Raw genomic sequence first — 17,718 nt, forward strand, 5'->3', positions numbered from 1 at the left:
TTCCGTCATATAGCTCGCAAACAACCATCAACCGCACGCCGCAGAACGACAGGACGGTGCCCAGTGCGCTTCTTCCGGGACCACGCCCCGACGGACCGGGACACCGGGCGACCAGCCACCGGCCGCCGCACGGCCCACGGCCGGGCGGGCGCGCCGACCGCCGTGGTGGCCCTGGCGCTGGCACTCACCGCCTGCGGCGGCACTCCGGCTCCCGCCGCACGTTCCGGCGGCGCCGCGGCCACGGCCGCCGACCGGGTGGAGCCGCTCGCCGCCGCACCCCGGCCCCGGCTGCCGGTCACCGTGGACTCGGCGGACGGCACGAAGGTCACCGTCACGTCCGCGGAACGGATCGTGCCCCTCACCGGTTCGCTGAGCGAGATCGTCTTCACGCTCGGCTTCGGCGAGCAGGTCGTGGCCCGCGACATCACCGCCACGTTCGAACAGGCGGAAAAACTGCCCGTGGTGACCCGCGCCCACGACGTCTCGGCGGAGGGCGTGCTCTCCCTCCGGCCGACCGTGGTCCTCGCGGACACCACCACCGGGCCGGCCGAGGCGATCGGCCAGATCCGTGACGCGGGCATCCCGGTCGTCGTCGTCGAGCCGGCCACCGAACTGACCGACGTCGGCCGCCGGATCGACGCCGTGGCCGCCGCCCTGGGGGCGAAGTCCGCGGGCACCGAACTGAAGACGCGCACCCAGTCCCGTATCGCCGCCGTACAGAAGGCGATTCCCGCCCGCGCGGACGGGAAGAAGCCCCGCGTCGCGTTCCTCTATCTGCGCGGCTCGGCCTCCGTCTATCTGCTGGGCGGCCGGGATTCCGGTGCGAGTTCGCTGCTCGAAGCGGCGGGCGCGGTCGACGCGGGCAAAGCCTCCGGGCTGACGAAGGACTTCACCGCCATCACCAGTGAGGCACTCGCGAAGGCCGCGCCCGACGCGATCCTCGTGATGAGCAAGGGACTCGACTCGGTGGGCGGCGTCGACGGGCTGGTGAAGATCCCCGGTGTCGCGGAGACCCCGGCCGGCATGGACCGCCGGATCGTCTCCATCGACGACGGGGTGCTCCTGAACTACGGCCCCCGCACGGACCAGGTGCTGACCGACCTCGTGGAGCAGCTCCACCCGAAGGCGGGGCGGGAATGACCACCTCGTACGGGGAACGGACCGAGGCGGCCGGAACGCACGGCGCCGACGCCCCGGTCGCGGAACCGGCCGGCCCCGGCCCCGCGGTCCCGGAACCGGCCAGGCGCGGCACCGCGTTCGCGCTCACCGCCGCCTTGGCCGCCGCCCTGCTCGTCGGATGTCTGCTCTCCGCAGGACTCGGCGCGTACAGCATCCCGCTGGGCGACGTCCTCTCCTCCGTCCAGCACCGCGTCGGACTCGGCGGCCAGGCCCTGGACCGGGTCGGTGAGAGCGTCCTGTGGAACGTGCGGCTGCCGCGCGTCGTCCTCGCCCTGCTCGTCGGCGCGTCCCTCGGCTGCGCGGGGGCGCTCATGCAGGGCGTGTTCGGCAATCCACTCGCCGAGCCCGGGGTCATCGGGATCTCGGCCGGCGCCGCGGTCGGCGCGGTCGCCTCGATCGCCCTCGGGCTGACCTTCTTCGGCAACTGGACCATCACCGTCTGCGCGTTCGTCTCCGGGCTCGCGACCGTCCTGCTCGTCTACGTGCTCTCGCGCTCCGGCGGACGGACCGAGGTCGTGACGCTGATCCTCACGGGGATCGCGGTCAACGCCTTCGCGGGCGCGCTGATCGGCCTGTTCATCTTCTTCGCCGACAACGCGCAGATCACCCAGATCACCTTCTGGCAGCTGGGCTCGCTCGCCCAGGCCACCTGGCCGAAGGTGCTCGCCGTCCTGCCGTGTGCGGTCCTCGGTCTGGTCGTCGCGCCGTTCCACGCCCGGAAGCTGGACCTGCTCGCGCTCGGCGAGCGGCCCGCCCGGCACCTGGGCGTGGACGTCGAGCGGCTCAGGATCGTGCTGGTCCTCGTCGTGGCGCTGCTGACCGCCGCCGCGGTCGCGGTCGCCGGGATCATCTCGTTCGTCGGGCTGCTCGTCCCCCACCTCCTGAGGATGGCGAACGGCCCCGGGCACCGCTTCCTCGTCCCGGGCAGCGCGCTCGGCGGCGCCCTGGTGCTGGTGGTGGGCGACCTCGCGGCCCGCACGGTGGCCGATCCCGCCGAGCTGCCGCTCGGTGTGCTGACCGCTCTCTTCGGCAGCCCGTTCTTCTTCTGGCTGCTCCGCAGGACCCGTCGTAAGCAAGGTGGCTGGGCATGAGAACCGCTCTCAGGAATCTGTTCACGACCCGGGGCCGGGAGCTGCCGGCGCCCGTCGCCCCCGGCTCCCCCGTCGTCGAGGCCCTCGGGCTCTCCGTCCGGCTGGGGAAGCGACTCGTCCTCGACGGAGTCGAGCTGACCGCTCGGGCCGGAGAGGTGGTGGCCCTCGTCGGACCGAACGGCGCGGGAAAGTCGACCCTGCTGGCGGCACTCGCCGCCGACCTGCCCGTACGGAGCGGTGGCATACGGATCGACGGGCGCCCGGCCGACGCCTGGTCCGCTCCCGAACTGGCGCTGCGCCGCGCGGTGCTGCCCCAGGCCGCGGCGCTCTCCTTCCCCTTTCCGGTCGAGGACGTCGTACGGATGGGACGGGCACCGTGGGCGGGGACGGCCCGGGAGGACGAGGACGACGCGGCGGTCTCCGAGGCGATGGCGGCCACCGAGGTCACGGAGTTCGCCGCCCGGCCGTTCTCGGCGCTGTCGGGCGGCGAGCGGGCCCGGGTCGCGCTGGCCCGGGTGCTCGCGCAGCGCGCGCCGCTGCTCCTCCTGGACGAGCCGACCGCCGCACTCGATCTGCGCCATCAGGAACTGGTGCTGCGGATCTGCCGGGAGCGGGCCGCCGCCGGCGACGCGGTCGTCGTCGTGCTGCACGATCTGGGGCTGGCCGCGGCGTACGCGGACCGGGCGGTGGTGCTGCACGGCGGCAGGGTCGCGGTGGCCGGGGCGCCCGCCGAGGTCTTCACGGGTGCGCTGCTCGGCGAGGTCTACCGGCAGCCGGTGGACGTCTTCCCGCACCCGCGGACGGGCGTGCCTCTCGTCGTACCGACCAGGGCTCCTTGACCTTTCCTTGACCAGGCCCTGGGTCGCTGGTGGGTCGACCGTGACCAGGCCGTTTTGCTGCGTCGGAGGTGAGAGCTGAATCACCGCACGGGGGGTTATCGGTCAGGTAAGGCTCGGTTAAGTTAGGTCCGCCTCACCCGGCTTTGCCCGGCTGTTTCCCGTCCCCCTCATCTCTTCCGTGGAGCCCGCATGCGAGCCGTTCGTTTCTCCGTCGTCACCGCAGCCGCCACCGTGGCCGCGCTGACCGCCGTCACCGGCTGTGCCGAGAAGAGTGACGGCAAGGGCGACGGCGCGGTCCAGGTCGTCGCGAAGGACGACTCCTGCGAGGTCTCGGAGACGAAGGTCCCCGCCGGCCATGTCGAACTGGCCGTCGAGAACAAGGGATCGAAGGTCACCGAGGTCTACGTCCTCTTCCCGGACGACCGCATCGTCACCGAGCGCGAGAACATCGGCCCCGGGACCAAGGCGCGGATCACCGCCGAGGTGAAGGCCGGTTCGTACGAGATCGCCTGCAAGCCCGGCATGAAGGGGCACGGCATCCGGCAGAAGATCGAGGTCACCGGCGGCTCGGCGGCCAAGCGCAGCCCCGAGATGGACAAGGCGGTCGCCGAGTACCGCACCTACGTGCAGGCTCAGGCCGACGAGACGCTGCCCAAGGTGAAGGTCTTCACCGACGCCGTCGCCGCGGGTGACATCGAGGCCGCGAAGAAGGCGTACGCCGACTCCCGTATCGGCTGGGAGCGCACCGAGCCGGTCGCCGAGTCCTTCGGCGACATCGACCCGAAGGTCGACGTCCGCGCCGACGGCCTGGAGGAGGGCCAGGCGTGGACCGGCTGGCACCGCCTGGAGAAGGCGCTGTGGGAGGACAAGAAGCTCGGCGCCGAGGAGAAGACCCTCGCCGCCACGCTCTACAAGGACCTCGTCGACTGGCAGAACCGGGTCGGCAAGGCGGAGATCACCCCCACCTCGATGGCCAACGGTGCCAAGGAACTCCTCGACGAGGTCGCCACCGGCAAGGTCACCGGTGAGGAGGAGCGCTACAGCCACACCGACCTCGTCGACTTCAAGGCGAACGTCGAGGGTGCGGAGAAGTCGTACGCGCTGCTGAAGCCGATCGCCTCGAATAACGACCCGGCGCTGACGACCTCCCTGGACAAGGAGTTCGCGGCGATAGACACGCTGCTGGACAAGTACCGCGAGGACAAGAACTCCTACGAGTTCACCTCGTACGACAAGGTCGGCAAGGCCGAACGCAAGGAGCTCTCGGACGCGGTCAACGCGCTCGCCGAGCCGCTGTCCCGGCTCGCCGCCGCGGTGACGAAGTAACTCGGGGCGAGGAGAGTCCGGTCATGGCCGACAACGTGCAGAACACTTCGACGGAAGAGAGCGGTTCCGGCCCCTCGCGCCGTGCCCTGCTCGGCTGGGGCGGTTCCGGGCTCGCGCTCGGTGCCGTCGTGGCGGGCGGCGCGGTCGCCGCGGTGCGCTCCGGCGGGGACGCCGTGCCCGCCGCGGAGAGCGGGGCCGCGGTGCCGTTCCACGGTGCGCACCAGGCCGGGATCGCCACCGCCGTACAGGACCGGCTGCACTTCGCCGCGTTCGACGTGACGACGGAGGACCGGGCCGAGCTGGCCGCCCTGCTCCAGGAGTGGACGCGGGCCGCGGAGCGGATGACGTCCGGTCGCCCGGTGGGCGAGGGTGCGTACGGGGGTCTCGCGGAGGCTCCGCCGGACGACACCGGTGAGGCACTGGGCCTCAAGCCCTCCCGGCTGACCCTGACGATCGGCTTCGGTCCCTCCCTCTTCGCGAAGGGCCGGTTCGGCCTGGAGGACCGGCTCCCCGAGGCACTCGTCGAGCTGCCGAAGTTCCCCGGGGACAACCTCGACGCGAGCCGCAGCGGCGGCGACCTGTGCGTCCAGGCGTGCGCGGACGACCCGCAGGTGGCGGTGCACGCCATCCGCAACCTGGCCAGGATCGGCATGGGGCGTACGGCGATCCGCTGGTCCCAGCTGGGCTTCGGCAAGACCTCGTCGACCACGCCCGACGAGCAGACCCCCCGCAACATGCTCGGCTTCAAGGACGGCACCCGGAACATCGCGGGCACCGACGCGGCGGCCCTGAAGAAGCACGTGTGGGTCGGCGAGAGCGACAAGTCCGGTTGGATGACGGGTGGTTCGTACCTCGTCGCCCGGCGCATCCGGATGCACATCGAGACCTGGGACCGGACCGGTCTCCAGGAGCAGGAGGACATCTTCGGCCGGGACAAGGGCGAGGGTGCCCCGGTCGGGAAGTCGAAGGAGCGCGACGAGCCGTTCCTGAAGGCGATGCTGCCGAGCGCGCACGTGCGGCTCGCGCACCCGGACACCAACGACGGGGCGACGATCCTGCGCCGCGGCTACTCCTTCACCGACGGTACGGACGGTCTCGGCCGGCTCGACGCGGGTCTGTTCTTCCTGGCGTACCAGCGCGACGTCCGCAAGGGCTTCATTCCGGTGCAGCGCAGCCTGGCGGCGCACGACGCCCTCAACGAGTACATCCAGCACGTGGGTTCGGCCGTCTTCGCCGTCCCGCCGGGCGTCCGCGACAAGGACGACTGGTGGGGCCGGGCACTGTTCTCGTGAACGGCGTTCTCCTGACCAGCACAGCGGAAGGACCGGCATGTTCGGCAACTATCTGATCGGCCTGCGCGAGGGACTCGAGGCGAGCCTCGTCGTCTGCATCCTGATCGCCTACCTGGTCAAGACGGAACGCCGGGACGCGCTGCGGCCGGTGTGGGCGGGCATCGGGATCGCCTGCGCGATCTCGCTGGCCTTCGGCGCCGCGCTGGAGTTCGGCTCGCAGGAGATGACGTTCACGGCCCAGGAGGCGCTCGGCGGATCGCTGTCGATCCTCGCGGTCGGCCTGGTGACGTGGATGGTCTTCTGGATGCGGCGCACCGCGCGGCATCTCAAGGCGGAACTGCACGGGAAGCTCGACGCGGCGCTCGCGATGGGCACCGGCGCGCTCGTGGCCACGGCCTTCCTGGCCGTGGGCCGTGAGGGGCTGGAGACCGCGCTGTTCGTGTGGGCGTCGGTGCGGGCGAGCGGGGAGGGTTCCTCCTCGCCGCTGATCGGTGTGCTGCTGGGTATCGCCACGGCCGTCGTGCTGGGCTGGCTGTTCTACCGCGGGGCACTGAGAATCAACCTCGCGAAGTTCTTCACCTGGACCGGTGGAATGCTGGTCGTGGTGGCGGCGGGTGTGCTGGCCTACGGCGTGCACGACCTCCAGGAGGCGGAGTTCCTGGGTGGTCTGCAGAACAAGGCGTTCGACGTCAGCGCCACGATCCCGCCCGACAGTTGGTACGGCACGCTGCTGAAGGGCGTGTTCAACTTCCAGCCCGATCCGACCGTTCTCCAGGTCACGGTGTGGGCGCTGTATCTGATCCCCACGCTCGCGCTCTTCCTCGCCCCGGTAGGGTTCGGACGGTCAGTGCGGGCGACGGATCAGAAGGCGCAGAAGGCAACGGATGACAAGGCTGGGGCGACTGGCGGCGGGGCTCGCGACGGCGACAGTGCTGAGCGTGACGGCGAGCGGCTGCGTGACGGTGCACGGCGAGCTGGAGGTCGTGCCGGGAGCGACGAAGTCCGAGGCCGCACAGGCCCTTGAGGATTTCACGACCGCGTACAACGAGGCGGACAAGGCGTACGATCCGGCGCTCGACGCGGACCGGGTGACCGGTTCGCTCGGCGCGATCAACCAGGCGGGCCTCAAGGCGCGGCAGAAGAACAGCCCGGACGGCAACGCGGCCCATCGGCCGCTGGAGCTGACCGACGCCTCGTTCGCCATCCCGAAGAAGGCCGGCTGGCCGCGCTGGTTCGTCGCGGACACCGATTCCAACCGTGACCAGGACTCCGGGAAGCTGGACACCCGCTGGCTGCTGGTGTTCGTACGGACGGGTCCCGACGCACTCTGGAAGGCCGCCTATCTGGCGGTCGTTCCCCCCGCCCAGGTCCCGGGGTTCCGGGTGGACGGCGACGGCTGGGCGCAGCCGGTGGCTCCGACGACCGGGGAACTGGCCGTCGAGCCCAAGGACTTGAGCGCCACGTACACCGGGTACCTGAAGGACGGCGAGCCGGACGTGTTCGCGCCGGGGGCCGCCACGTCGGTCTGGCGGACCACCCGCAAGAACACCCGGGTGGCCGGATTCTCGTACCAGTACGTCGACCAGCCCCTGGACACCGGTACGTTCGCGCCGCTCGGTCTCACGACGGAGGACGGCGGGGCGCTGGTCTTCTTCAGCAGCAAGCACTTCGAGCGGCAGACGGCGGCGCAGGGTCTCAAGCCGCAGCTCAACTCGGACGTGGAGGCGCTGCTGACCGGCGAGGTGAAGAGCACCCTCACCAAGGAGCGGATCTCCAGCCAGCTGGTGTACGTCCCCCGGCAGGGCGCCACCGAGTCGGGCGGCAAGGTGATCATGCTGAACCGGCTGCCCGGCCTGACGGCCGCGCAGGGTTCGTAGGAGGACCGGCACGGAGCGGTAACCGGACGGGGCCGGTCACCGCCTGGGCGGTGTCCCTAGCGGCTCAGCGGCCAGGCCACCGAATCGTGGTCGAGGTCGCTCTGGTCGGCGGAGTCCGCGTACTGCGCACACGCGTCGGTGAGCGTCTCCAGCAGGGTCAGCGGATCGGGCAGCGGGTGCTCGGGGCCGCGGAGCCAGCGCACGGCCAGCTCACCGGGGAGCCGGGCGGGCGGCAGGAGGACATAGCTGCCCCGGCAGTGCCAGCGCAGTCCCGGGTGCTCGTCCATGGTCTCGGGGTGGCAGTCCAGCTCGCAGGGCCACCACTCGTCCTCGTCCTCGGGAGTGCCGCGGGTGGCGGTGAAGAAGAGCATCCGGTCCTCGCCGGACTGGGCGACCGGGCCGACGTCGATACCGGCGGCGAGCAGCCGTTCCAGCGCTCCCGCACCGGCGGTCAGCGGGACGTCCAGGACGTCGTGGATCATGCCGGTCGCGGTGATGAAGTTGGTCTGCGGCCGGCTTTCGGCCCAGCGCTCGATCTGCGCGCGGTCGGTGGTCGACTGCGTCTGCCAGGCGAAGGAGACCGGGTGGCGGGCGGGCGTGGGGCATCCGACGCGTTCGCACGAACATCGGTAGCCGTTGGGATACGCGGCGGGCGAGATCGGCATGCCCGCGTCGGCGACGGCCAGCAGCATCTCCAGGCGGGCCGATTCATCGGCTTCGGCCCGCTGCGGTTTGGGTCGTCGCCGCAGCCACTGGGAAATCCTGTTCTCTGTGCCGCGATAACGGCCGGAATCGGCGCCCATCTATCCCCTCACCTCAGCGTTGCCTGTCCATCGTCCCACCATCCTGCGCCTCGGGTGGCCAGAGTTCTCAAGCGGGTACGGGGGCGGATGCGCCGAGGTGAGTACGATCACACCCGATGTCAGGACATACCGGGTATCTCTCAGCGCTCCGCGGAGAGGCCCCGGAGGGCGTAGTCGACCACCGCGTCGGCGTACTCGTGCGTCAGCGGGAGGGTCCGGAGCAGCCAGCGGTGGGTCAGGGGGGCGATCAGCAGCTCCAGGGCGATCCGGGGGTCGATGTCGGCACGCAGCTCTCCGGCCTCCTGGGCGGCACGCAGGCGTGTGACATAGAACTGGAGCTGGGGGTCGAGCAGTTTCTCGGTGAATTCGGCACCCAGCTTCGGGTCGACGATGCCCTCGGCGGTGAGCGCGCGGGTCGGTGCCTCGATCGCCGGGTCGTTCAGCTCGTCGACGGTGGCCCGCAGGACGAGCTTGAGGTCGGCCGCGAGATCCCCGGTGTCCGGGATCCCGTGCACCTCCTCGGCGAGCTCCGCCGACCGCTCCCCGAGGTCGGTGAACGCCTCCAGCAGCACGGCCGCCTTCGACGGCCACCAGCGGTAGATCGTCTGCTTGCCGACCCCGGCGCGGGCGGCGATCCCCTCGATCGTCGTCTTCGCGTAACCGGCCTCCACGACCAGGGCGAGAGCGGCGTCGTAGATCGCGCGGCGGGAGCGGTCGCTGCGGCGGCTGGAATCGGGGGCCTTGGCGGGTGACATGCCCGCCAATCTAGCGCGCCACCAGCCGATACGTCTCGTCTCGGTTCGCCGCGCGCTCTCCGGCGAACCACCCGATCGGTCCACTGCGCAACGGCCCCGCGCGGCGCACCATGAGCTCAAGCACTGACCGTGCGCATCCCACCGTTCCGCAGCCGAGGCTGCCGTTCGAGAGGAGCCCGCATTGACCCGTGACGCCACCCCTCGTCGCTACCTGATGTGCGCCCCCGCCCACTTCAGGGTCACGTACTCCATCAACCCGTGGATGGACCCCTCGAAACCGGTCGACCTGGCGCTGGCCCGGACCCAGTGGGAGGACCTGCGCGACCGGTACCGCGCACTCGGGCACACCGTCGAGCTGCTCACCCCCCGGCCGGAGCTCCCGGACATGGTCTTCGCCGCCAACGGGGCCACCGTGATCGACGGACGCGTCCTGGGCGCCCTGTTCGCCTACCGGGAGCGGTACGAGGAGGCGGAGGCCCACCGGGACTGGTTCCGGGCGAACGGCTTCACCGAGATCCGGGAACCGGATCACGTCAACGAGGGCGAGGGGGACTTCGCGGTCACCTCCTCGTACATCCTGGCGGGCCGCGGATTCCGGTCCAGTCCGCTCTCGCACGACGAGGCGCAGGAGTTCTTCGGGCGGCCGGTCATCGGTCTCGATCTGGTGGACCCGCGCTACTACCACCTGGACACGGCCCTGTGCGTGCTCGACGAGTCGGCCGACGAGATCATGTACTACCCGGGCGCCTTCTCGCCGGGCAGCAGGTCCGTGCTGGCCCGGCTCTTCCCGGACGCGCTGATCGCCCGGGAGCCGGACGCCGCCGCGCTCGGGCTCAACGCGGTCAGCGACGGGCTCCACGTGCTGCTCCCGCAGGCCGCCACGGGGCTCTTCGATCCGCTGCGGGACCGCGGCTTCGATCCCGTGCCGATGGACCTGGGCGAGCTGCTCAAGGGCGGCGGCAGCGTGAAGTGCTGCACCCAGGAGCTACGCCTCTGAGGAGTCCGGCGGCCAGGCGTCACCCCATGCGGTGTCCCTGGCCGCCCGGTACAGCGCGCCGTGCCGCTTGGTGACCGTGGAGCGCTGAAGGGCCTCGTCGCGGGTGCAGAGTTCGAGCAGCACCTGGCCCTTGCGGATCTGCGGCCTGCGGGTGACCCGGGACGGCGCCGGCTCCACGGGGAAGCGGGTCGCCACGACGTAGCTGAACTTCTCGTCCTCGTGGCTCAGCGAGCCGCCCTTCACCTGGCGGTGCAGCGAGGAGCGGCTGACCCGGGCGGAGAAGTGGCACCAGTCGGTGCCCGGCTCGATGGGGCAGGCGTCGTCGTGCGGGCAGGGCGCCGCGACGGTCAGCCCGGCGGCGATCAGCCGGGTGCGGGCCTCGATGATCCGCTCGTATCCGTCGGGGGTTCCGGGCTCGACGATCACCACGGCCTGCGCGGCACCCGCCGCGGCGTCGACCAGCTCGGCCCGGGCCTGCGCGGTGAGCTCCTTGAGTACGTACGAGACGGTCACCAGGTCCGTCGGCGCGAGTTCCAGGGCCGCGCCGATCCTGGCCTGCTGCCAGGTGGCGCCGCGCAGGCCGGGCAGGTCCGAGGAGGCGGCCAGTTCGCGTCCCAGGGCGAGCGCGGGCTCGGCCCAGTCCAGGACGGTGGTCACCGGCCCCTGCCAGGCTCCGGCGACCGCCCAGCTCGCCGCTCCCGTGCCGCCCCCGACGTCGGTGTGCGTGGCGGGCGTCCAGTGCGGGGCCGCCTCGCGCAGCGCGGCGAGTGCGGACCGTACCGCCTCGAAGGTCGCGGGCATCCGGTACGCGGCGTACGCGACGACGTCGGACCGGTCGCGCAGGATCGGGGCGTCCGTGGGGGTGGTACCGCGGTAGCTGGCGATCAGCCTGTCGACGGCCTGCGTGGCCTGCTTGGGCGGCAGCCCGTCGAGCAGCGCGGCCAGGGCCGTGCGGAGCGCTTCCGCGGTGGAGGTGGAGGGGTTCACCGCCGAATTGTAGGCGCTGGCAACCTGCCGGCCGCAGCCCGTTCGCCGGTACGGAACCGGGACGGAACGGTGGCGGAACCGAACTGCTTCTCCCCTGCTGGCTGTTGCTACGCTGACCGCCGCGAGGATCAGGGATTGCTCATCGGGGGGACCATGAGACAGAGGATCGTGCGCCTGGCTCTGGCCGGGGGGGTGCTGGTCCTGGCCCTGCTGCTTCTGCTGGCGACCTGCGGGGGTGACGGGGGCGGCGGCGGGAGCGACAAGAACCCGAAGAAGCCCACGAAGAGGACCGCGGGCCCTTCGACGCGGCTCACCGTCCCGCCGGAGTACACGACGGAGCACGGCTGGGAGATCATCGGCGCGGCGCCCGAGTACGCGGTCTCGCGCCCGACGGGCCGGCTGGCCTTCCTGGTGACCGCCTCCGGGAACCGCTACCGACTGCGGACCATCGACGCGGCATCCGGAAAGCTGGCGTGGAGCGGCACGGCGTGGCGCCCGCCGGACCCACTGCACTTCCCGAAGCTGCTCGCCGTGTCCACGGAGGACCGGCAGTACTTCGTGACGTGGGCGTACGGGAAGGTCGGTGACGGGCTCTCCGTGACCGACACCTTCGTCTCCGTCGATGTGTACGACGCGGCCGACGGCACCCGCCGGCGCGTCGAGGTGCCGTGGAGCGGCGCGCCCAAGGTCACCGCGACCGGGCCGGACATCCTGATCAGTGACGGGCGCGCGAACAGCGCGCTGATCGACCCGGCCACCGGCCAGGTGTCCCGGACCGCCCCCTCCGCGCTGAAGTATCCGAAGGGCTGCCCGTCCTGCAAGCAGCTCACGGAGGTGCGCGGCCAGACCGCGCAGGGGCTGCTGGTGAGCGGGCAGCGGGAGTTCTGGGTGCGGGGCGGCTGGTTCAGCCGGAACGTGGCGCCGAAGGGCGCCGACCGGCGGAGCGGGGTGCCGACGTCGGTGGCGCCGGGGTGGATCCTGGCGAAGTGGCAGCTGGCCAAGGGCGCGAAGCGTGCGGCCAGCCACGAGCTGTGGGCGGTGCACGACGCGAAGACGGGGAAGCCGGTGGTCTCGGTCGAGTGCCACAAGCCGGCGATCGAGCCGGGGCGGTATCCGCAGGCCGTCGTCTCGCCGTCGGGCGGCCATCTCGTCGCAGGGAACCTCGCCTTCGACCTGGAGGCCGCGAAGGGCTTCTGTCTGGAGGAGGAGGACGGTTCCACCTCGGTGACGCTCGCTTCGGTGACGGACCGGGGCGTGGCCTACGGCGCGATGAACGTGCGCGACGCGACGGACGCCCTCGAAGGGGGCGGAGCGCCGGTCGAGATGGAGTTCGCGACGGGGGCGGTCTCGCCGCTGTCGCCGAATGTACGGCTGCCCGGGATGGAGACGGCCGGGGTCGGGCTGTTCCGCTGGACCGACCGCAGGGACCGGCTCCACCTGATCGGCTACACCCGCAGCGGCTGACCGGAAGGGGCGGGGCGGGCGGTCGGGACCGCCCGCCCCGCCCCGTACTCCGGCTCCTGGGTCAGAGTCCGCCCGCCGTGCGGGAACGCTGCTCCCACGGCCTGCACAGCACCAGGAAGCAGACCACCGCCGTCAGCGCGCACACCGTCTGCACCACGGCCATGGGCACGGCCGTCCGCTCCCCCGCGATGCCGACGAGCGGCGAGGCGATCGCCCCGATCAGGAACGACGACGTACCGAGCAGCGCCGAGGCCGAACCGGCCGCGTGCTTCGTGCGCATCAGGGCCTGGGCGTTGGTGTTGGGCATCGCGAGACCCATGGCCGACATCAGGACGAAGAGTCCGGCGGCCACGGGCACGAGGCCCACCTCGCCGAACACCCCGGACGTCATCAGCAGGAGGGCGATCGCAGCCAGCGAGATGACGCCGAGCCCGAAGCCGAGGGCCTTGTCCAGGCTGACCCGGCCGACCAGCACCTTGCCGTTGATCTGGCCGACGGTGATCAGGCCGATCGAGTTGATGCCGAAGAGCAGGCTGAAGGTCTGCGGCGAGGCACCGTAGATCTCCTGCACGACGAAGGGCGAGGCGCTCACGTAGGCGAAGAGCGCGGCGAAGGCGAGGCTGCCGGCGATCATGTATCCGGTGAACACCCGGTCGGCGAGCAGACCGCGCATGGTGCGCAGCGCCTCGCCGACGCCGCCGGTGTGGCGTTCCTCCGGCGGCAGCGTCTCGTGCAGCCACTTCCAGACGACCAGGGTGAGCAGGACGCCGACGCCGGTCAGTACGACGAAGATGCCGCGCCAGTCGGTGAACCGGAGCACCTGCCCGCCGATCACCGGGGCGATGACCGGGGCGACTCCGGAGATCAGCATCAGGGTGGAGAAGAACTTGGCCATGTCCACGCCGTCGTAGAGATCACGCACCACGGCACGGGAGATCACGATGCCGGCCGCGCCCGCCAGTCCCTGGAGGAGGCGGAAGCCGATGAGGAGTTCGGCGGTGGGGGCGAAGGCGCAGATCGCGGTGGCGATCACGTAGACGACCATGCCGAGGAGCAGCGGTCTGCGCCGGCCCCACCGGTCGCTCATGGGTCCGACGACGAGCTGTCCGAGCGCCATGCCGGCCAGGCAGGCGGTCAGCGTGAGCTGGACGGTCGATGCGGGGGCGTGCAGGACGTCGGTGACCTCCGGCAGCGCCGGGAGGTACATGTCCATCGAGAGGGGCGGCAGCGCGGTCAGTCCGCCGAGAACCAGGGTGACCAGCAGTCCGGTCCGCCGGGCGGCGGGAGTGGACCTGTTCGGGGCCGTGCCGGGCTCGGCGCCGGCCCCTGTCGTGGGTATGTGCTCTTTCTGGGCCCGGCTTCCGCCGCTGTCCGGCATTCTCATCTCCGCATCGTTGAATCCGCATCTATGCTCTCAGCTCAGCCGGGATGATCGGAACCGTTTACTTATGGGGGCGGACGTGAGCAGAACTGTGCGATGGGGCGTGCTGGCAACGGGCGGTATAGCCGCGCGGTTCACCGAGGATCTCCTCGGGATGCCGGACGCCGAGGTGGTGGCGGTGGCGTCCCGTACGGACGCCTCCGCGAAGGCGTTCGCCGAAAGGTTCGGGATCGCGCGGGCGTACGGGAGCTGGGCGGAGCTCGTCGCCGACGACGAGATCGACGTGGTGTACGTGGCCACTCCGCACTCCGCGCACCGTGAGGCGGCCGGGCTCGCCCTCGAAGCCGGCAAGCACGTGCTGTGCGAGAAGGCGTTCACACTCAACGCCCCGCAGGCCGAGGAGCTCGTGGCGCTCGCCCGCGCGCGCGGGCTGTTCCTGATGGAAGCGATGTGGACGTACTGCAATCCCGTCATCCGGCGCATGACGGAGCTGGTGCGGGACGGCGCCATCGGCGAGATCCGCACCGTACAGGCCGACTTCGGGTTCGCCGGCGCGTTCGGCGCCGGGCACCGGCTGCTCGATCCGGCCCTGGGCGGCGGAGCCCTGCTGGACCTGGGCGTCTACCCGGTCTCGTTCGCGCAGCTGCTGCTGGGCGAGCCGGACCGGGTGCAGGCCGACGCGCTGCTCTCCCCCGAGGGCGTCGACCTGAACACCGGGATGCTGCTGGGCTGGTCCGGATCGGGTGCCACCGCGCTCCTGGCCTGCTCGCTCGTCGGCGACCACGCGACGACCGCGTCGGTCACCGGGACGGCCGGGCGGATCGACTTTCCGCACGGCTTCTTCCACCCGGAGCGGTTCGTGCTGCACCGGCCGGGCCGGGAGCCCGAGGAGTTCGACTCGGGACCGGGACCGCAGGGCCTTTCCGGTCTGCAGTACGAGGCCGCCGAGGTGATGCGCGCGGTGCGGGCGGGCGAGACGGAGTCCCCGCTCGTGCCGCTGGAGGGCTCGCTCGCCGTGATGCGGACACTCGACGCGGTGCGCGACCGCATCGGCGTCCGCTACGCGGCCGACGCCCTGGTCTGACCGGCGACCGGGGCCCGTACGGCGGCCGTTGCGTCCTCGGCCGCCGTACGGGCCCGGCCCGCCGGCCCTGGCGTCACACGGGGTTGAGTCCCGGGTTCCCCGCCTCGGTCACGAAGGAAGCGGCGGTCGACACCGGAGCACCGGGCGTCGTGACGGCGGACACCGTACGGAAGTCGGCGCGCGCCTCCCGCGTGCCGAGGGTGACGAGGGCGTAGCCGCGGCGGCCGTTGTAGAACTTCAGGTGCGGGTTGGCCTGCGTCAGATTGCTCCAGTTGGCGGGCTTCTCCGCACCGTCCTTGCCGCTGGAGACGGACGTGGCGACGATCTCCGTACCGACGGTGCGGGAGGACGGGTCGTCGAAGTCCTTCTTGAGGTCGAGGCCGTAGCCGACGTGCACATCGCCGGTGAGCACCATCAGGTTGTCGACCCCGGCGGCCTCCGCGCCGTTCAGGATCCGCTGCCGGGAGGCCGGGTAGCCGTCCCAGGAGTCCATGGACAGCTTGAAGGCGTCGGTCGGTACGTCACGCCGCTGCGCGAAGACGACCTGCTGCGGCACGACGTTCCACCGGGCCCGCGAGGTGCGCCAGCCGTCGATCAGCCAGCGCTCCTGCTCGGCTCCCGTCATGGTGCGCGAGGGGTCCTCGGACTCCGGGCCCGGCACCTTCCAGCCGTCCCCGTACGCCTGGTTGCTGCGGTACTGGCGGGTGTCGAGGATGTCGAACTGCGCGAGCCTGCCGAACTTCAGACGGCGGTAGAGCCGCATGTCGGGGCCGGTCGGCCGCTGCGGGGTGCGCAGCGGCTGGTTCTCCCAGTACGCCCGGTAGGCGGCGGCCCTGCGGAGCAGGAACTCCTCCGGCGGTACGTCGTTCTCGGGGGTCCCGCCCGCGTAGTTGTTCTCCGTCTCGTGGTCGTCCCAGGTGACGACGAACGGGTGGGCGGCGTGGGCGGCGCGCAGATCGGGGTCGGACTTGTAGAGGGCGTACCGCATCCGGTAGTCCTCCAGGTCGACCGTCTCGCGGTTGAAGTGGGCGGGCAGGGTGCGGTCGGTGTAGGCGCGGGCGCCGCCGGTCGCGTTCACGGCGTACTCGTAGAGGTAGTCGCCGAGGTGGAAGACGACGTCGACGTCCTCCTCCGCGAGGTGCTTGTACGCCGTGAAGTAGCCGTCGTGGTACGCCTGGCAGGAGACGGCGGCGATGCTCAGCGAGCTGTTGGCCGCGCCGGGTGCGGGGGCCGTACGGGTCCGGCCGGCCGGGCTGATCCAGTCGCCGGCCCGGAAGCGGTAGTGGAAGACACGGTCGGAGTCGAGCCCGCCGACGTCCACGTGGACGCTGTGGGCGAACTCCGGGTGGGCGGTGGTCCAGCCGCGCCGGACGACGCGGCTGAAGCGCTCGTCGCGGGCGATCTCCCAGCGGACCCGGACACGGGCCGCGGGCATGCCGCTGCCGGGCTCGTAGGGGCGCGGGGCGAGTCTCGTCCAGAGCAGGACGGAGTCGGGCAGCGGGTCGCCTGAGCCGACGCCGAGGGTGAACGGGTCCTCGGGCAGCTGACGGGCGTCGAGTTCGTCGGCGCTCGCGGTGCCCGCGGTGGGCAGGTTGACGGCGAAGGCCAGTGCGGCTGCCGCACCGGTGACGGTGAGGAACCTGCGGCGCTCCAGGCCCGCGCCGAGATGCTGTGCGGCGGCGCGGAGTTCGGTCGAGTGGCCCTGCTGCGCAGGCGCTCCGGCGATCTGTGCGGGTGTCATGTGCCCCTCCCCTGACGGCTGCTGTCAGGGGAATTGGAGTGCGGGGCGACGTCCCCCCGTTGTCGCGTGCACAACATCCACATGGCGGGCCGATGAGCACCGCGTGCCGGGCGCCGTCACACCTCCCGTACGCTGCCGGGCCATGAACGCTGAGCAGAGAATCGCTGTCGTAACGGGAGCAGGGTCGGGTATCGGACGGGCCGTGGCGCTCGCCCTCGCGGGTGCGGGCTGGGCGGTGGTGCCGGCCGGCCGGCGGCTGGAGGCGCTGGAGGCGACGGCCCGGGACGCCGGGGGCGCCGACACCCTGTGCGTACGCACCGATGTGACCGATCCCGGCGACGTGGACGCGCTCTTCGCCGCCGTACGGGACCGGTTCGGCCGACTGGACCTGCTCTTCAACAACGCGGGGACGTTCGGCCCCGGCTCGGTCCCGGTCGAGGACCTGGCGTACGAGGACTGGCGCGCCGTGGTGGACGTGAACCTGACGGGCGCGTTCCTGTGCGCGCAGGCGGCGTACCGGCAGATGAAGGAGCAGGACCCGCAGGGCGGCCGGATCATCAACAACGGTTCGATCTCCGCGCACGCCCCCCGTCCGCACTCGATCGCGTACACGGCGACGAAGCACGCCATGACCGGTCTGACGAAGTCACTGTCCCTGGACGGGCGTCCGTACCGGATCGCCTGCGGGCAGATCGACATCGGCAACGCGGCCACGGAGATGACGGAGCGGATGCAGACCGGAATCCTCCAGGCCAACGGCGAACTGGCGGTGGAGCCGGTGATGGCGGCGTCGGACGTGGCGCGGACGGTGCTGCACATGGCGGAGCTGCCGCTGGAGGCGAACGTACAGTTCGCGACGGTTCTGGCGACGACGATGCCGTACGTGGGCCGGGGCTGAGCGG

At 71.5% G+C, this 17,718-nt stretch carries 15 protein-coding genes and 1 pseudogene; 11 read left to right on the forward strand and 5 right to left on the reverse strand.

Features of this window, described 5'->3' with window-relative positions; translation table 11 throughout:
- Positions 1–63: 63 nt before the first annotated feature.
- The 7 genes from OG230_RS10300 to OG230_RS10330 all read left to right on the forward strand — a co-directional run bounded on the left by OG230_RS10300 (position 64) and on the right by OG230_RS10330 (position 7,604).
- Positions 64–1,140 (forward strand): heme/hemin ABC transporter substrate-binding protein, encoded by a 1,077-nt coding sequence (locus OG230_RS10300; RefSeq protein ID WP_328909862.1) that lies wholly within the window; start codon positions 64–66, stop codon positions 1,138–1,140.
- On the forward strand, positions 1,137–2,270 hold the full coding sequence (locus tag OG230_RS10305) for a FecCD family ABC transporter permease (RefSeq protein ID WP_328909863.1): 1,134 nt from the start codon (positions 1,137–1,139) through the stop codon (positions 2,268–2,270). Before OG230_RS10300 ends, OG230_RS10305 begins: the two co-directional genes overlap by 4 nt.
- A complete protein-coding gene (locus OG230_RS10310; protein WP_328909864.1) occupies positions 2,267–3,109 on the forward strand; it encodes a heme ABC transporter ATP-binding protein in 843 nt (280 codons plus the stop codon). Before OG230_RS10305 ends, OG230_RS10310 begins: the two co-directional genes overlap by 4 nt.
- Before the next feature lie 189 nt (positions 3,110–3,298).
- The gene (gene efeO / locus OG230_RS10315) at positions 3,299–4,435 is read left to right on the forward strand and encodes an iron uptake system protein EfeO (protein WP_328909865.1); all 1,137 of its coding nucleotides are present in this window, start codon (positions 3,299–3,301) and stop codon (positions 4,433–4,435) included.
- 23 nt (positions 4,436–4,458) lie between these two features.
- Entirely contained in the window at positions 4,459–5,727 is a 1,269-nt protein-coding gene (efeB, locus tag OG230_RS10320; RefSeq protein ID WP_328909866.1) for an iron uptake transporter deferrochelatase/peroxidase subunit, read from the forward strand.
- 37 nt (positions 5,728–5,764) lie between these two features.
- Positions 5,765–6,751 carry an iron uptake transporter permease EfeU gene (gene efeU, locus OG230_RS10325; RefSeq protein WP_328909867.1) on the forward strand — a complete coding sequence of 329 codons (987 nt, stop codon included), beginning with the start codon at positions 5,765–5,767 and terminating at the stop codon, positions 6,749–6,751.
- Positions 6,684–7,604 (forward strand): hypothetical protein, encoded by a 921-nt coding sequence (locus OG230_RS10330; RefSeq protein WP_328911359.1) that lies wholly within the window; start codon positions 6,684–6,686, stop codon positions 7,602–7,604. The genes efeU and OG230_RS10330 overlap by 68 nt, the downstream gene beginning before the upstream one ends.
- Positions 7,605–7,660: 56 nt before the next feature.
- Here OG230_RS10330 and OG230_RS10335 read toward each other — a convergent pair whose 3' ends face one another.
- Both OG230_RS10335 and OG230_RS10340 read right to left on the reverse strand, forming a co-directional pair.
- Positions 7,661–8,407, reverse strand: coding sequence for a bifunctional DNA primase/polymerase (locus OG230_RS10335; RefSeq protein WP_328909868.1), 747 nt, complete (start codon positions 8,405–8,407; stop codon positions 7,661–7,663).
- Positions 8,408–8,547: 140 nt separating this feature from the next.
- Complete coding sequence (locus tag OG230_RS10340; RefSeq protein ID WP_328909869.1) at positions 8,548–9,162, reverse strand: TetR/AcrR family transcriptional regulator; 615 nt, start codon at positions 9,160–9,162, stop codon at positions 8,548–8,550.
- Between the two features lie 160 nt (positions 9,163–9,322).
- On the opposite strand from OG230_RS10340, the pseudogene ddaH reads away from it, so the two are divergent.
- Positions 9,323–10,159: pseudogene (gene ddaH / locus OG230_RS10345) on the forward strand (dimethylargininase); the annotation flags it as partial.
- On the opposite strand, the gene OG230_RS10350 reads toward ddaH, so the two are convergent.
- Positions 10,148–11,146 (reverse strand): small ribosomal subunit Rsm22 family protein, encoded by a 999-nt coding sequence (locus OG230_RS10350; RefSeq protein WP_328909871.1) that lies wholly within the window; start codon positions 11,144–11,146, stop codon positions 10,148–10,150. The pseudogene ddaH and the gene OG230_RS10350 sit on opposite strands and share 12 nt — an antisense overlap.
- Before the next feature lie 153 nt (positions 11,147–11,299).
- Here OG230_RS10350 and OG230_RS10355 point away from each other — a divergent pair, with 153 nt between their 5' ends.
- Complete coding sequence (locus OG230_RS10355; protein WP_328909872.1) at positions 11,300–12,610, forward strand: hypothetical protein; 1,311 nt, start codon at positions 11,300–11,302, stop codon at positions 12,608–12,610.
- Between the two features lie 61 nt (positions 12,611–12,671).
- Here OG230_RS10355 and OG230_RS10360 read toward each other — a convergent pair whose 3' ends face one another.
- A complete protein-coding gene (locus OG230_RS10360; protein WP_328911360.1) occupies positions 12,672–13,988 on the reverse strand; it encodes a multidrug effflux MFS transporter in 1,317 nt (438 codons plus the stop codon).
- A gap of 82 nt (positions 13,989–14,070) precedes the next feature.
- On the opposite strand from OG230_RS10360, the gene OG230_RS10365 reads away from it, so the two are divergent.
- Complete coding sequence (locus tag OG230_RS10365; RefSeq protein ID WP_328909873.1) at positions 14,071–15,075, forward strand: Gfo/Idh/MocA family protein; 1,005 nt, start codon at positions 14,071–14,073, stop codon at positions 15,073–15,075.
- 73 nt (positions 15,076–15,148) lie between these two features.
- Here OG230_RS10365 and OG230_RS10370 read toward each other — a convergent pair whose 3' ends face one another.
- Positions 15,149–16,816 (reverse strand): alkaline phosphatase D family protein, encoded by a 1,668-nt coding sequence (locus tag OG230_RS10370; protein ID WP_328909874.1) that lies wholly within the window; start codon positions 16,814–16,816, stop codon positions 15,149–15,151.
- Between the two features lie 142 nt (positions 16,817–16,958).
- On the opposite strand from OG230_RS10370, the gene OG230_RS10375 reads away from it, so the two are divergent.
- On the forward strand, positions 16,959–17,714 hold the full coding sequence (locus tag OG230_RS10375; RefSeq protein ID WP_328909875.1) for an SDR family oxidoreductase: 756 nt from the start codon (positions 16,959–16,961) through the stop codon (positions 17,712–17,714).
- The last annotated feature ends 4 nt before the right edge of the window (positions 17,715–17,718 follow it).

Origin of the sequence: Streptomyces sp. NBC_00234, from assembly GCF_036195325.1 — a bacterium.
Taxonomy (GTDB): domain Bacteria; phylum Actinomycetota; class Actinomycetes; order Streptomycetales; family Streptomycetaceae; genus Streptomyces.